This window comes from Pandoraea pneumonica, from assembly GCF_902459645.1.
Taxonomy (GTDB): Bacteria; Pseudomonadota; Gammaproteobacteria; order Burkholderiales; family Burkholderiaceae; genus Pandoraea; species Pandoraea pneumonica.
Genome location: NZ_CABPSK010000001.1, coordinates 1,487,909 through 1,502,241 on the forward strand (window position 1 = coordinate 1,487,909; position 14,333 = coordinate 1,502,241).

Here is a 14,333-nt window from a genome sequence, read left to right on the forward strand (position 1 = left end):
CGGACGTACGCAGAGCGTAGAAAAAGACGCGTTCTGCGTCCGGGATACCGGTAAAATGGCGGCTTTCCGATTCCGCCGAACCCGACATCGTGCTTGCGCCCCTCTATCCCCTGGCTCGTCGCGCCCTGTTCTGCCTTGATGCCGAACAAGCCCACCATCTGACGCTGGCAACCCTGCGCGGCGCTGCCTCGCTCGGCCTGGCCGGTCTCGTCGGCCAGTCACTGCCGGAAGATCCGCGCACGGTGATGGGCATTCGCTTCCCGAACCCGGTCGGGCTGGCCGCCGGTCTCGACAAGGACGGCAGTTGCATCGACGGCTTGGCCGCACTCGGTTTCGGCTTCGTTGAAGTGGGCACGGTCACGCCGCGCCCGCAGGCCGGTAATCCGAAGCCGCGCATCTTCCGTCTGCCGCAAGCCGAAGCGATCATCAATCGCATGGGCTTCAACAACGGCGGCGTCGAACAGTTTCTGCAAAACGTGCAATCGGCGCGCTATAAAGGGCCGCTCGGCCTGAACATCGGCAAGAACGCCGATACGCCGATCGAGCGCGCGGTCGACGACTATCTGATCTGCCTCGAGAAGGTCTACCCTTACGCCACCTACGTCACGGTCAACATCTCGTCGCCCAACACGAAGAACTTGCGCCAACTGCAAGGCGGCGACGAACTCGACGCGTTGCTCGGCAAGCTCAAGGAAAAGCAGCGCGCGCTGTCCGACCGGCACGGCAAGTACGTCCCGATTGCCCTGAAGATCGCGCCGGATCTCGACGACGAGCAAATCAAGGTCATTGCCGGTACGCTCACGCGCCATGGCTTCGACGGCGTGATCGCCACCAATACCACGCTCTCGCGCGAAGCCGTCGCCGGTCAACCGAACGCCAATGAAACCGGCGGGCTGTCGGGACGCCCCGTGTTCGACGCGTCGAACCGCGTGATCCGTGCGCTGGCGAAGGAACTGGGCGGCGCGCTGCCGATTATCGGTGTGGGCGGCATTCTCTCGGGGGCCGACGCCCGTGCAAAACTCGACGCAGGCGCCAGCCTGGTTCAGGTGTATAGCGGATTGATTTACCGCGGCCCCGAGCTAGTGCGAGAATGCGTGCAAGCGCTGCGACCGGCCTGATCTGTCCCAAGCTTGTTCAGGCCTGTCCGAGCGAGGCGATCTCGCCAGCAAGCGGCGCACTTTCATTCGACGGAGAATCCATCACCATGAAAACCTGGCTCAAGACGCTGTGCCTCGTGCCGCTGGCCGCCGCCGCCCTTGTGGGCACGTCCGCCGCGCGTGCTGCCGATTTGCTCGACACCGTGAAATCGGCCGGCGTGCTCAAGATCGGCATCGAGGGCACCTACCCGCCGTTCAACTATCGCGGCGCGAATGGTGACTTGGAAGGTTTCGATGTCGACGTCGCCAAAGCCGTCGCTGCCAAGCTCGGCGTGAAGCCGGTGTTCGTGACGACCGAATGGAGCGGCATCATCGGCGGGCTCGTCTCGGGCAAGTTCGACGTCATCGTCAATCAGGTCGCGATTACCGACGAGCGCAAGAAGTCGGTCGACTTCAGCCAGCCGTATGTGTATTCCGCCGCGCAGCTGATTCAGCGCAAGGACGACAAGCGCGAGTTCAAGTCGCTTGACGATCTCAAGGGCAAGAAACTCGGCGTAAGCCTGGGCAGCAACTACAACACGCTGGCCAAATCGGTGGCGGGCATCGACGTACGCACGTATCCGGGTGCGCCCGAGTATCTGCGCGATCTGGCATCGCAGCGTATCGACGCCGCGCTCAACGACCGCCTGATGCTGGCATACCTGATCAAGACGTCGAACCTGCCGCTGCGCCCGGGCGCCGTGTTGCAGGGTGCCAACGAGTCGGTGGGCATCCCGTTCCGCAAGGGCAATCCGCAATTTGCGAAGGCCATCGACGATGCGCTCACGCAAATGAAGCAAGACGGGTCGCTCGCCAAGCTCTCGCAGCAGTGGTTCGGTGAAGACACCTCAAAGCCGGCGAAGTAATCGAGCAACGCTGAAAACCATAAGAACGCGCCTGACGGCAACGCCGCATCGCGCATAAACACGGCCGACGTCACGCAAAGCTGCGGGCGTCGGCCTTTGCCGTTTAGCACGATCTAAAACGATCTATCCCCCGCCATGGATCCATTCGAACTCGCCGCACAATCCCTGCCCGTGCTGTTGCAGGGCACCGTCCTCACGATCAAGTTCGCCGTGATGTCGATGGTGTTCGGTCTGGCGCTGGGCATCGTCGTCGCGATCATGGGGATCGGCAAGATCCGCGTGTTCCGCGCCCTTGCTCGCGGGTACGTCAGCATCATGCGCGGCACGCCGCTATTGGTGCAGATCTTCGTGATCTATTACGGCTTGCCCAGCGTCGGCATCTCGCTTGAGCCAACCCCGGCCGGTGTGCTGACGCTTAGCCTGAACGTGGGCGCGTATCTGTCCGAGAGCATGCGCGGCGCGCTCGAAGGCATGCCGCGCGGTCAGTGGCTGGCGTCGTACAGTCTCGGGTTGTCGTATTGGCAGACGCTGCGCTATGTGATCGGCCCGCAAGCGCTGCGCATGGCTGTGCCGAGCCTCGGCAACAGCCTGATCAGCCTGATCAAAGACACGTCGCTCGTGTCGGTGATTACCGTGACCGAGTTGCTTCGCTCGGCACAGGAAGTGATCGCGTCGACGTATCAACCGCTGCCCCTCTATCTCGCGTGTGCCGCGATTTATTGGGTGTTGTCGACGGGACTCTCAGCGCTGCAACGACGCATCGAAAAGCGCTTGGCACTGCCGTCGCGGCATTGAGGCACCGAACGCGCCCCCGCTGGGGATTCTCAAATACGAAAAAGGCCGGGACTTCTGAAGTCCCGGCCTTTTTTTCGCGCTGTAGCAACCGCCGTCTAATACGGCCGACTCAACGCGGCGCGCGACGCTCCCGATACATCGCCCGGAACGTCTTGCCGCTCGGTGCGGGCATCTCACGCGTGTTGGTCCAGCCACCGGCGAACGGCAGCTTCGAAATGCTGCCGCGATCGCGTCCCATGCGGCCCAGCACCCACGTGCCAAGCCCCGACAGCGCCGAGTACAACCGCGGACGGCGTGCCGCGAAACCCCATGCAGCGAGCGCCGCCCGCTCTTGCCACGGACGCAACCCGCGCTCGACCTGACGCTCGCGCAGCTTGCGCAGCAAATCCGAAATCGGAATGCCCACCGGACACACGCGGTTGCACTCGCCGCACAGCGTCGCTGCTTGCGGCAAGTCCAGTGTCTTTTCCAGCCCGACATAACTCGGTGTCAGCACCGAGCCCATCGGCCCCGGGTACACCCAGCCATACGCATGGCCGCCGATCTTCTGATACACCGGGCAGTGGTTCATACACGCGCCGCAGCGGATACAGCGCAACATTTCTTGAAAAGCACCGCCGATCAACCCCGTGCGCCCGCCATCGACGAGCACGAAGTACATGTGATCGGGCCCGTCGACTTCGCCCTCGGCACGCGTGCCGGTCAGCAGCGAAAAGTAATTCGACGTGCCCTGCCCCGTCGCCGAGCGCGGCAACAAGCGCATGGCGGTCGCCAAGTCTTCGAGCGTCGGCAACACCTTCTCGATACCGGTGACCGCCACGTGCACGCGCGGCATGATCGTGCACATGCCCTCGTTGCCTTCGTTGGTCACCACGGCAACCGAGCCGGTCTCGGCGATGAGGAAGTTACCGCCCGTGACCCCCATGTCTGCCGACAGAAACTGCGGGCGCAGCATCTCGCGCGCCTCACGCGTCATCGCCGGAATTTCTGTCAGGCGCGGCTTCTGGTGCACGCGCGCGAACAAGTCGGCAACTTCGTCCTTATCCTTGTGCACCACCGGCGCAATGATGTGCGACGGCGGTTCGTTGTCGTTGATCTGAAGGATGTATTCGCCCAGATCGGTTTCCACCGACTGCACGCCCATGTCAGCGAGCACCTTGTTGAGCTGAAGCTCTTCGGTGACCATCGACTTCGACTTGATGACCTTCTTCACCTCGTGCTTGCGCGCGATCTCGGCGATTAGCCGTGCAGCGTCTTGCGTCGATTCGGCGAAGAGCACCGTCGCGCCGCGGCGCGTGGCTTCGCGCTCGAACATCGCCAGCCAGACATCGAGGTTTTCGAGCCCGCGGTTACGCCGTTCCTTGAGCGCTTCGCGCGTGGCATCGAAATCGATTTCTTCGATTGCCGTCGCGCGAGCCGTGACGAACTTGGTCGAGAGCTTTTTGAGGTTGGCCTGGAGACGCTGATCGGCGAGCTTCTGCCCCGCACGCGCCTTGAATTGCATCGATTGAACTTGCATCGCGGCTCACGAGAAATGATGAGCGCACCCGCGCGCAACGGCGGCGCAGGTGGGCGGAATAGTCGGAAGAAGCACCGTGCGCTCAGGCATCGCCAGCGAGCACTTGCGCGATATGCAGCACGCGCGTCTTCGTGTCACCGGTGCGGCGCAGACGGCCTTCGATGTTCAGCATGCAGCCCAGATCGCCCAGCACCACGGCCGGTGCGCCGGAGGCGGCAATATTGGCGCACTTCTCGTCGACGATGGCCGTGGAGATGTCGCCGTATTTCAGCGCGAAGGTGCCGCCAAAGCCGCAGCAGGCCTGACAGTCTTTCATCTCGGTCACCTTGACGCCCGGCATCTTGGCGAGCAGCGCGCGCGGCTGCGTTTTGACGCCAAGCTCACGCAGCCCGGAGCACGAGTCGTGATAGGTCACCACGCCGTTGTAGTCACCGGGCACCGTCTCGACGTGCAACACGTTCACCAGAAAATCGGTGAGTTCGAACACGCGCGGACGCAGGCGCTCGTAGCGGCCCATGAGTTCGGGATCGTCGGCGAAGAGGTCGCCGTAATGCGACTTGACCATGCCGCCGCACGAGCCCGAGGGCACGACCACGTAGTCGAAGCTTTCGAATTCGTCGAGGAATTTCTGGGCGAGATCACGGGCGATGGCCCGCTCGCCGGAGTTGTAGCCCGGCTGACCGCAGCAGGTCTGGGAGTCGGGGATGATGACTTCGCAGCCGGCGGTCTCGAGCAATTTGAGCGTCGAGAAACCGATCTCCGGACGCATCAGGTCGATCAGACACGTGACAAAGAGTCCGACGCGCATGGGGAATCCTCTTCTGGGAATAATGCGCCATTATAGGCCGCTGGGCCGTGACGGCCCAGCGTGGATTCCCGCATGCGGCGGATGGAGGATGGGTTAGGCGAATCGGGTGGGGGCAGCGGTGAAAGTTTGAAGAGATTGCGTCCGAAGCATCGGGGCGGGGAGAGGCTTCGGCGGCGTGCCGACCGGTGTCGCCGTAGCGCTTGACATCACACTGGACGACTCGCCCGACGGTGCACTCGAGGGTGCGCTAGGTGCCGTCACGTTGGATGTTGCCGCGTAGACTCCCGCTGCTATCGCAACACGCCGCAACTCTTCTCGAAACTCGTCGAGCTTGCCGCTCAAGTTTTCCTGCCCTCCTTTCAAGCTCTCCCGAGCATCATCAATGCGCACACTCAGGTTTTCCTGCCCTCCCCTCAGGTTCGCCTGAGCATCATCAATGCGCATCCTCAAGTTTTCCTGACCTTCAAAAAGGCGCGCCGTCGATCGTAACTGCGCCAAGCTAACGTCCGTTTTCATTGTGTCTCCTTCAAGGGTGATGAATTGCTTGGTTGCATCTAGCAGGCCCTTTATGGCCTTCCAACTTCGCTCGCGGTCAAAACCGCGAATGCTCGCCAGACCTACCCCTCTAGTCGCTGCCGTCATGGTGACGCCAAGACACGACAGGATAGGCGCCGAAATCGCCAAACCGAGAATGGCAATGGCTGTTGCGACAGAAGCAAGGACGAAGGAGAGGATCTGGCGTTTTCCGTAATGTTTCTTATCGGGCCAGACCTGCCCACTTGCCTCCTCAAGCGCCTGACGGGCCAACTCGCAGCTTTGCTGGCTGATGTCAACGAGCCGACAGACGTGCTCAGCAGTCTCAACAGGGTCCCCCCTCTGCCCGGAGGTGCCTGCGCGTTCTGCCAAGCTGGAAGGGTGATGCAGGGCTCGGACCTGCTCGCTCGCCTCCATCGATTGCCGGCCCCGCTCTAACGCCTCGATAAGCTGATCCAGAATTAGGGCGAAACGCTTAGCCGACGGCGTTAGTTGATCAGTATCTTTTTCGTGAATTTGATTGCCGACCAGATAATGCGGCATCCACTTGCCCGGCTGCTTCGAATAGCGCCAGAACCCGTCCCACAAACCACCCTTCCGATACCCCGACGTCGCCTTCTCAAAAGTCTTCTCGAATGTCTTCTCCAAAGCCTCGACATATCGCATGTCATGGCTCGGCTCGCGCCTTGTATTCTTCAACGCTTCGAATTTCGCGCAAATCGCTGCGCGCTTTTCTGCAATCGACTGCCCCGTGGCTTCCGCGATGCCCTCCTTTCGAGGGCCGATCGTCGCTGGCTCATAGATCAGCGGCTCCCCTTTCGAATACCGCTCCTTCCCAAAGAAATTCAACGACTCCAACGCCCACATCGCGACGCCAGGGTGACTCGCCAAGTACGTCATGACAGCTATCTCCGTTGTGATGCCGCGGCGCCGGCAAAGCGGCTGCACTTTGTCGCCGCCATTGAGCACCGTGCGTGAAAAGGGAAACGGAGTGAATCGTAACGAGACTGGGTAGCGTCCACTTTCGGTTTACGTCGTCAGAGTCCTTGGAATCGACGCACTCCCCGATGCAACGCCAAAGCGAATCCAAGACAACATTCGTCCGTCTAGAGATCGGTACTGATGCGCGATTGCCACTCACGGCGCCGCGCATCGTCGCGAATGAACTCCATCGCGTCGGCGCTTTGTTCGCATATCGCCGCCAATTGCCGATGGGCGTTGGCGATGCCATTGAAGGAGGCCGAAAGCCGCTCGTCCTTGCGTCGCTGCCCGGCAGCAAACGCCATCAACATGGCCTGGCGCGACATTTTCACGCCGTCGATAGCGGCATGTTGCGCAATCCACACGCTGCTGCCCGCGGGCGTGAGGCAGGCGTTGGGCGCGCCGCGCCAGTCGAGACTGCGGCATTGCAATGCGTATCGCAGGCCATGCGTGGCCGCTTGCATGCAGACGAGCTCGTCGAACAACGCCTTGGCCGTAGGCGTGAGGTGCCCCATGCGGCCGAACTGTTCTCTCACGCTCGGCGTCGTCCCCCCGAGCACCTTGCCCAGTAACGAAGCAGGGTCCGTGACGTCACCCAAGCGACAGACCTCTGCATCCACCGTATTGAGCAAGACCGTTACTGTTTCGATTTTCGGCGCGCCGTGCGCCTGCCACCGATTGGGCGACGACACTTGTCGCATGACTTCGCGAAGATCGGCCATCAACAGGTGCCGGGCCTCTTGAATCGTCTGGGGGAATCGCACGGGGAACGACACTGGCACGTCACCTCTGCCTGCCTGAAGGCACTTTCGAACGTCTCGGGCAAAGGCTGCGCCACAAAGCCCGCGCTGCGTGGCAGGTGTGCCTGCGATTGAGCGCCGGGTACCCACGCGCGGTCGCTGGTGGCTCGCCTGACGGGCGTTCATCGCTTCCATCCAATTGCTCCTTCTGCAATTCGCAAGACTCCTCTACGGGAAGTCCTGCGAATTTTTCACCATATGATATAGAATCGACGCTATACGAAACTCGGCCCTACCCCATGAAAGACGACAGCACGCAAGGCGCGGAATCGCGCACGTCCATTCAGGTGATCGAGCGCATGATGCGACTGCTCGATGCGCTGGCCGGACATGCCGACCCCGTCAGTCTCAAGGAGTTGGCGCAGTCCACCGAACTCCATCCTTCCACCGCACACCGCATCCTCAACGACATGGTGGCTTGCCGCTTTGTCGACCGTTGCGACCCGGGCACCTATCGGCTCGGCATGCGCTTGCTCGAGCTCGGCAATCTGGTCAAGGCGCGCCTCTCGGTACGCGATGCCGCCCTCTCGCCGATGCGCGGCTTGCACCGCATCACGGGACAAACGGTCAACCTGTCGGTGCGTCAGGGCGATGAAATCGTCTACATCGAACGCGCCTATAGCGAGCGCTCCGGCATGCAAGTCGTGCGTGCCATCGGCGGCCATGCGCCCTTGCATCTGACGTCGGTCGGCAAACTGTTTCTGGCGGCGGACGAAGCAGCACGTGTGCGTGCGTATGCGACGCGCACCGGGTTGTCGGGGCACACGCGCAACAGCATCACCGATCTGCAAAAGCTCGAACGAGAACTGAGTCACGTGCGCAAGTCGGGTTACGCGCGCGACAACGAAGAACTCGAACTCGGCGTGCGCTGCATCGCGGCGGGCATTTACGACGACAGCGGCAAGCTCGTCGCCGGGTTGTCGCTCTCGGCACCGGCAGATCGCCTTCAAGACGCGTGGCTGGCCAATCTGAACGAGACGGCACTGCTGATCTCGGCATCGCTGGGCTTTCATGTCCCCACGCCTGACGCCGGTCACATGGCGTCTCACGTGGTGACGGCCGAGTAATCACAAGCGCGCAGGGAGTACCGGAGCCGATGGTGACGCCATCGGAGCCGGTGGCGCCTCGGGTTGCGCATACGGTGGCGAATACGGTGGCGGCCCCTCCTCCGGCGGCAGCGCCGATGCCCTTTCAGGCCCGAACTGCGCACGGGTGTCGTTCGTGTGCATCATGGCCTGCGCGGAGACCACCATCAATTCCGCGATCAGCGAGGAACGGGCCTGCTCGTAGATCGCGTTGTCGTGCGCAATCATCGACAGCGCGGCGCTCGCCTGATACCGCGCTGCCCGCGACAAGATCGCCCCGCTACGCGCATCCACGTCCTGAAGAAAGTCATACAGATTTCGCGCGGAAGCTGTCAGCTTTGACGGATTCGCCACGTCCCACTGCTCCTGCACCGACCGGTTGAAGCCGCCTCCGCGCATGCCGCGAGCAAAGCAGAAATCGCTACGCTTAAACGATCGCTGGATACGCTTGTGAACACGCCCTTGGAAGACGTCGATCTCTTGCCCCATATGTGACGATGCCCGATCACCATCGGTGGCTATCACGTGCTGGTGCGCCTGTTCCAGGTTTGCGGCAATCTGCTCGTAAATCTGCCCCATGCTTCGCGTACGCTGTACCGCCGGGCGCATGCTCGGCATATCCCATTGGCGCGCTTCTTCATGCGTGATTGCCCCCATCCTTCCAACATGCATATCGCCTCCGCTTTCCCGTTTCGTTACCTTTGCCGTCACCGTTGCTTTTACCGTTACCGAGCGTCGGCGTGATCGGTACGTCAATGCCATCTGATTGGCAGACGCAAGCGTAGATGTCCGCGCTTGGCTCGCTTTGACAATCGGGCGTCGACTTACGTTGGATGGGGCAGCAATACACCGATAAGGAATCCAAAACGCTATTTCACGCGCGCAAAACAAAAGGCGCTCCCGAAGGAGCGCCTTTTGAGAGCCGCGGCGCGCGAGGCGCGCCGACAAGCGATGTGACTTACAGCGCGTGCGCGCCGTTGGTTGCCACTTGCGCGGTCGGGGTGTTACCCGCCGTGCGTTGCGGCGCCGTACCGCCACCTTCAAGCAGCCACTTGCGAACGCGCGTGGCGTCGGCAAAGCGCGAATACTTGCCGGTGGAGTCGAGCAGAATCATGATGACCGGTCGGCCGTCGACGTTCGCCTGCATCACGAGGCACTGTCCCGCTTCGTTGATGTAGCCCGTCTTTTGCAGACCGATTTCCCAGCCCGGGTGACCGATCAGATGGTTCGTGCTCACGTAATGCAACTCGCGACGGCCAGTGTTGACGTCGTAGTTGGTATCGGTCGAGAAGCGGCGAATCATCGGGTACTGATACGCAGCCTTGACCATCTTCACGAGGTCACGCGCGCTCGACACGTTCTGGCTCGACAACCCGGTCGGGTCGTTGAAGTGCGTGTCGTTCATGCCGAGCTCTTTGGCCTTGCGATTCATCGCCGCCAGGAACGCCGGGCGTCCGCCGGGGAAGTAACGCGAGAGCGCCGCCGCCGCACGGTTTTCCGACGACATCAGCGCGATGTGCAGCATGTCTTCACGCGTGAGGCGCGAGCCCACCGACAGACGCGATCCCGTACCCTTCTCGTAGTCGCGATCCTCGTCGGTCACTTCCATGGGTTCCGTCATCGGAATGCCGGCGTCGAGCGACACCATCGCCGTCATCAGCTTCGAGATCGAAGCGATCGGCAGCACCGCTTGGGAATTCTTGTCGAACAGCGACTCGCCGGTACGCTCGTCGATCACATAAGCCACCGACGAACGCAGAGCGAGCGCGTCAGGCGTTTCATGCAGACCGAACGCACGACCCGTCGACAGACGTTCCGGCGCTTGCGGCGCAAAGTTGACGGTGCGATACGACGTCACGACATGACGCTTGCCGTTTTTGAAGACGACACGTTTGACGGCAACACGCTTCGCCGCAGGTCCGTCGTCGTCGACGGCAGCGAGCTTGCGCGCTTTACCGCCGGCTTTCGTCGCGCTTTTGGTATCGCGCGAGGCCGTGGTGGCGACGGCGCGTTTCGCGCTGACTTTGGTGGTGGATTTAGCGACGGGCTTGGCGTTCGCGCAGGCGCGCTTCTGAGCCGCAGTCTTGGCAGTCTTGGGCGAGCATTCGCTCGTCTTACCGGCTGCGTGGACAACGGCCGGCGCACCGGCAGCGAGCGAGATCGCCACGACGGCAGCACCCCAGAGGCGGGCGCGGCACAAACGTGCAAGGGTGGTGATCGCGTACATAGATTGGGGGTAGCGAAAGGTTGGCAGGCAACGAGTTTGGGAGAAGTTTAGTAACTTCCCAAAAAATAAGCAATATGAATGACTTAGCTGAAATACTTAAACCGGCATCTGGCAGTTTTGTGCACCGCAACCAGGCAAATGCAACACTCGCCACAAAATGCCAAATAACTCCAAAATCTTGATATACGTTAATTCAAAAAGTGCGCCCAGTCGTCGAGTGGCGCACGCTCGGTGACGAGTTGGTTCTCGGCCGCGGCCGGATCGGCATAACCCAACGCCATACCGCAAACCACCATGCGAGATTCGGGCAAGCGCAATACCTCCGCGATCACGCGTGGATACATGGCAAACGCCGCCTGCGCACACGTGTCGAGACCGCGAGCCCGCGCTGCGACCATGATGCTTTGCAGGAACATCCCGTAGTCCAGCCAACTCCCCTGCTCCAGATGCCGGTCGATGGTGAAAATCAACCCGACCGGCGCATCGAAGAATCGGAAGTTGCGGCCATGCTGACCATGCATGCGCTCCTTGTCCTCACGTCCGATGCCGAGCAAGCCATACAAGTCCCAGCCCACCTTGCGACGCCGCGCCTGATACGGCTCGGTCCATTCGCGCGGGTAGTACGCATACTCTTCTTCATGCATCACACGCTGTGCCGGGTCGTTGAACGTGTCGAGCAGGCGCGTCGTGAGCGCGGTCAGTGACTTTCCCGTCAGCACGTAGGTTTGCCACGGCTGGATGTTGCTGCCGGACGGTGCACGCGACGCTACCGAAAGCATGTCGGCCACGGTTTGCTGCGGCACCGGCGTCGGCAGGAAAGCGCGAATCGAGCGGCGGCTGCGAATGGCCTCGTCGACATGTTCCACGCGCGGACCGGTCAAGCCGTTGACAAGCGCCGGGGGCGTACTTTCCCCAAGGCCGCCTGTCACGCCCGCCCCATCAGGTATCCGGTCGCTCGCGTGCAATTGGGTGGCGGCGTGCGCTTGCGACGTTTGTCCGTTCTGCGGGGCCGCCCCGTGCGGATGATCGTGTTTCATAGCGTCTTCTACGTAGCTCTTACGAATGGGGTTTGTCAGCGTGATGTACGGTCGACGTCACGTTCTACGCTTCGCAGCGGCGGAGGCAGACGTCGATCCCGAGGCGGATACCGAACGCCGTTCGGTGCGCTCGATGACCAGCGCTACGCCCAGCGCAGCGACCACCATCCCTGCCGCACTCAACGGCGAGAGCGTCTCGCCGAACAACAACCAGGCCATGACCGCCGTGGTCGGCGGCGTCAGGTACATGAGGCTCGACACCTTGGTCGCGGCGCCGTGCCGGATCAACAAGAACAAGAGCGAGATGGCGCCGATCGAGAGCGCCAATATCGACCATGCCAACGCGCCGAGCATTTCGACGTTCCATCGCACTTGCATGGTTTCGAGCAGGTATGCGGCGGGCAGCGTCACCACGAAGGCGGCGCCGAATTGCACGATCGTGCCGACACGCAAATCGAAGTGCGCGCAAAAGCGCTTCTGATAGAGCGTGCCCGCGGTGATGGCGACCAGGCTCAGCACACACAGCGCGATTGCTGCCGGGCCCACACCGCGAACGCCCACCTTATTGGCGACGACTAGCCCAACGCCCACAAACCCGCACAGCAGCCCAAACCACTGACGCCGCGATACAGGCTCGCCGATGAGCCTAGCGAAGAGCGCGGTGAGCAGCGGCTGAATGCCGACGATCAGTGCGGCCAACCCGGCAGGCACCCCGTGCTTGATGGCCGCCCAGACACCGCCGAGATACACCGCCTGAATGAGAATGCCGCACACGGCGAGGCGGCCGTAGAGCGCCCAATTCACCTGAGACGCCCCCTGCCGCCCCGCGACTTCACGGCGCGGCCATGGCGTGCCTGTCAGCAATGCGATCGGCAGCATCACGATCAGCGTGCCGCCATAGCGCAACGTGAGAAATGTCAGCGGCTCGGCATTCGGCATGCCGTACTTGGCGACGATGAAGCCCGTGCTCCATATCAGGACAAACCACCAGGGCATGGCGGCCGACCAGATCGATGCGCGTCCGCTTGAAAGTGAGGTCGACGTTGCCGGGTGAGACGCTGGGCTGGTTGCCCCACTAGTTGCCGGGTTCGTCAAATCTGCGGCGGTGGGTACAGCCCCCTCAGTCCGCTCGGTCATACGAGAATGCTCTGCATCGTCACTTCCTGAAGTCGACGACCGGAGCGCTGGAATTGGCTGGCCAGTCGAAGTGTCGCAAAGTGTGCTGCGACGGTTTGATCGATGTCGCGCCCGTAACCACCGGCCATCGCAATGGCCACCGGCAGCCCACGCTCGACGCACGCCGTGAGCACTTTGCGATCGCGCGCGAGCAAACCATCGTGCGTGAGCGACAGTCGGCCAAGCCGATCGTTTTCCAAGGGGTCGGCACCGGCGAGATAAATCACGAGCGCCGGTGTGAATTGCGCGAATAGGTCCGTCAACGCATGCCCGAGGGCAATCAGATACTCGTCGTCGCCACACCGGTCGGGCAGCGCAATATCGAGATCGCCGCGCGCCTTATGAAACGGATAATTGTGTTCGCCATGCATCGATAGCGTGAACACGCTGGGGTCATGTTCGAAGATCGCTGCCGTGCCGTTGCCCTGATGCACGTCGAGATCGATGATCGCCACGCGCGTACCGGCGCCGAGTTCGGCCTGCATCGCACGCGCCGCCACGGCGGCGTCGTTGAATACACAGAACCCTTCACCACGGTCGGCGTAGGCGTGATGCGTGCCGCCGGCTAAGTTGGCGGCCACGCCATCGACCAGCGCCGCCCGGCATGCGGCCACGGTCGCGCCCGCCGACCGGCGCGAGCGCTCGACCATCTGTGTCGACCAGGGAAAACCGATGTCGCGTTGTTCTTTGGCGTCGAGTGCCCCTGCACTCACGCGAGCCACGTAATCGGCCGAATGGACTCGCCGCAGCATCGTGTCGTCGGCAGGCAGCGCTTCCGCCAAGGTCACCTGCGGCAACTCGGCCGCCACCCGTTCGCGCAGCCGCGCGTACTTTTCCATGGGGAAACGGTGCCCGGGGGGGAGAGGCAGGACGAAATGGTCGCTGTAAAACGCTTGCATCGACACGTTTGGCCGGCGGACGCGGCACGCAAAAGGCGTTGAACGACATCGGCACCGGCGCGCGATCCGTCGCAGCCGATTAGAAAAACCCTTCGGATTTTCGCTGCGAGTCACCGCTCCGCCAGTGCCGGAACCCAGCGATAGTACCACCGCCGCGCCGGGTTCGCCGCGCCCCCAATCGGTGCAAAGCCGCACCAATCAAGGCTTTCCAGGGAGGTGCACAGGTTCGCCGCAGCGCGGTGTCACGCATTGTTCACACACGCCCCAACCTTTTGATTTTGTAAGCTTTTGTTGAATTGCTGCGCCGCACAAAAAAGACTTGACAGCGACAAAAATATCTCTACACTTGCAATTGTGCGATGCAGCAAAGAACATCGCACTCACCGAAAGGCCCCAACCGTGTTTTCACCGAAATAAGGTGAGAACCAACAAGCGAACACGGAGTGGGTCGATATGTTGTGTATGACATC

13 protein-coding genes are annotated in these 14,333 nt (G+C 61.9%); 4 read left to right on the plus strand and 9 right to left on the minus strand.

All coding sequences use genetic code 11. The features are described from left to right. Nucleotides 1-89: 89 nt before the first annotated feature. The 3 genes from PPN31114_RS06480 (at nucleotide 90) to PPN31114_RS06490 (ending at nucleotide 2,797) form a co-directional block, all read left to right on the plus strand. Nucleotides 90-1,118, plus strand: a complete 1,029-nt coding sequence (locus PPN31114_RS06480; RefSeq protein WP_150678604.1) for a quinone-dependent dihydroorotate dehydrogenase — start codon at nucleotides 90-92, stop codon at nucleotides 1,116-1,118. Between the two features lie 86 nt (nucleotides 1,119-1,204). Continuing rightward, nucleotides 1,205-2,002 carry a transporter substrate-binding domain-containing protein gene (locus tag PPN31114_RS06485; protein WP_150678605.1) on the plus strand — a complete coding sequence of 266 codons (798 nt, stop codon included), beginning with the start codon at nucleotides 1,205-1,207 and terminating at the stop codon, nucleotides 2,000-2,002. A gap of 135 nt (nucleotides 2,003-2,137) precedes the next feature. After that, on the plus strand, nucleotides 2,138-2,797 hold the full coding sequence (locus tag PPN31114_RS06490) for an amino acid ABC transporter permease (RefSeq protein ID WP_150678606.1): 660 nt from the start codon (nucleotides 2,138-2,140) through the stop codon (nucleotides 2,795-2,797). A 109-nt stretch (nucleotides 2,798-2,906) separates the two neighbouring features. On the opposite strand, the gene PPN31114_RS06495 is transcribed toward PPN31114_RS06490, so the two are convergent. From PPN31114_RS06495 to PPN31114_RS06510, 4 genes are all read right to left on the minus strand, one after another. After that, nucleotides 2,907-4,316 carry a lactate utilization protein B gene (locus tag PPN31114_RS06495; RefSeq protein WP_150678607.1) on the minus strand — a complete coding sequence of 470 codons (1,410 nt, stop codon included), beginning with the start codon at nucleotides 4,314-4,316 and terminating at the stop codon, nucleotides 2,907-2,909. Nucleotides 4,317-4,398: 82 nt separating this feature from the next. Next, on the minus strand, nucleotides 4,399-5,124 hold the full coding sequence (locus tag PPN31114_RS06500; protein WP_150678608.1) for a (Fe-S)-binding protein: 726 nt from the start codon (nucleotides 5,122-5,124) through the stop codon (nucleotides 4,399-4,401). A gap of 93 nt (nucleotides 5,125-5,217) precedes the next feature. After that, nucleotides 5,218-6,558, minus strand: coding sequence for a hypothetical protein (locus PPN31114_RS06505; protein ID WP_150678609.1), 1,341 nt, complete (start codon nucleotides 6,556-6,558; stop codon nucleotides 5,218-5,220). Between the two features lie 206 nt (nucleotides 6,559-6,764). Beyond that, a complete protein-coding gene (locus PPN31114_RS06510; RefSeq protein WP_150678610.1) occupies nucleotides 6,765-7,361 on the minus strand; it encodes a hypothetical protein in 597 nt (198 codons plus the stop codon). Nucleotides 7,362-7,678: 317 nt separating this feature from the next. On the opposite strand from PPN31114_RS06510, the gene PPN31114_RS06515 reads away from it, so the two are divergent. Then, nucleotides 7,679-8,506: an IclR family transcriptional regulator gene (locus tag PPN31114_RS06515; RefSeq protein ID WP_150678611.1), complete on the plus strand. Its 828-nt coding sequence runs from the start codon at nucleotides 7,679-7,681 to the stop codon at nucleotides 8,504-8,506. On the opposite strand, the gene PPN31114_RS06520 is transcribed toward PPN31114_RS06515, so the two are convergent. From PPN31114_RS06520 to PPN31114_RS06540, 5 genes are all read right to left on the minus strand, one after another. After that, nucleotides 8,507-9,103, minus strand: coding sequence for a hypothetical protein (locus PPN31114_RS06520; RefSeq protein WP_150678612.1), 597 nt, complete (start codon nucleotides 9,101-9,103; stop codon nucleotides 8,507-8,509). It lies immediately after the preceding gene. Nucleotides 9,104-9,482: 379 nt separating this feature from the next. Beyond that, entirely contained in the window at nucleotides 9,483-10,751 is a 1,269-nt protein-coding gene (gene pbpG / locus PPN31114_RS06525) for a D-alanyl-D-alanine endopeptidase (protein ID WP_150678613.1), read from the minus strand. 188 nt (nucleotides 10,752-10,939) lie between these two features. Then, nucleotides 10,940-11,788, minus strand: coding sequence for a nitroreductase (locus PPN31114_RS06530; protein ID WP_150678614.1), 849 nt, complete (start codon nucleotides 11,786-11,788; stop codon nucleotides 10,940-10,942). Between the two features lie 57 nt (nucleotides 11,789-11,845). Beyond that, nucleotides 11,846-12,784 carry a DMT family transporter gene (locus tag PPN31114_RS06535; protein WP_150678615.1) on the minus strand — a complete coding sequence of 313 codons (939 nt, stop codon included), beginning with the start codon at nucleotides 12,782-12,784 and terminating at the stop codon, nucleotides 11,846-11,848. Between the two features lie 137 nt (nucleotides 12,785-12,921). Next, entirely contained in the window at nucleotides 12,922-13,863 is a 942-nt protein-coding gene (locus tag PPN31114_RS06540) for a histone deacetylase family protein (protein WP_150678616.1), read from the minus strand. Nucleotides 13,864-14,333 lie beyond the last annotated feature (470 nt).

Excerpts from the sequence above, each read along its gene's own strand:
- PPN31114_RS06500 (WP_150678608.1), bottom strand. The coding sequence starts at position 5,124 with ATGCGCGTCGGACTCTTTGTCACGTGTCTGATCGACCTGATGCGTCCG.
- pbpG (WP_150678613.1), bottom strand. The coding sequence starts at position 10,751 with ATGTACGCGATCACCACCCTTGCACGTTTGTGCCGCGCCCGCCTCTGG.
- PPN31114_RS06495 (WP_150678607.1), bottom strand. The coding sequence starts at position 4,316 with ATGCAAGTTCAATCGATGCAATTCAAGGCGCGTGCGGGGCAGAAGCTC.
- PPN31114_RS06540 (WP_150678616.1), bottom strand. The coding sequence starts at position 13,863 with ATGCAAGCGTTTTACAGCGACCATTTCGTCCTGCCTCTCCCCCCCGGG.
- PPN31114_RS06510 (WP_150678610.1), bottom strand. The coding sequence starts at position 7,361 with ATGGCCGATCTTCGCGAAGTCATGCGACAAGTGTCGTCGCCCAATCGG.
- PPN31114_RS06485 (WP_150678605.1), top strand. The coding sequence starts at position 1,205 with ATGAAAACCTGGCTCAAGACGCTGTGCCTCGTGCCGCTGGCCGCCGCC.
- PPN31114_RS06515 (WP_150678611.1), top strand. The coding sequence starts at position 7,679 with ATGAAAGACGACAGCACGCAAGGCGCGGAATCGCGCACGTCCATTCAG.
- PPN31114_RS06535 (WP_150678615.1), bottom strand. The coding sequence starts at position 12,784 with ATGCCCTGGTGGTTTGTCCTGATATGGAGCACGGGCTTCATCGTCGCC.
- PPN31114_RS06505 (WP_150678609.1), bottom strand. The coding sequence starts at position 6,558 with ATGACGTACTTGGCGAGTCACCCTGGCGTCGCGATGTGGGCGTTGGAG.
- PPN31114_RS06520 (WP_150678612.1), bottom strand. The coding sequence starts at position 9,103 with ATGGGGCAGATTTACGAGCAGATTGCCGCAAACCTGGAACAGGCGCAC.
- PPN31114_RS06530 (WP_150678614.1), bottom strand. The coding sequence starts at position 11,788 with ATGAAACACGATCATCCGCACGGGGCGGCCCCGCAGAACGGACAAACG.
- PPN31114_RS06490 (WP_150678606.1), top strand. The coding sequence starts at position 2,138 with ATGGATCCATTCGAACTCGCCGCACAATCCCTGCCCGTGCTGTTGCAG.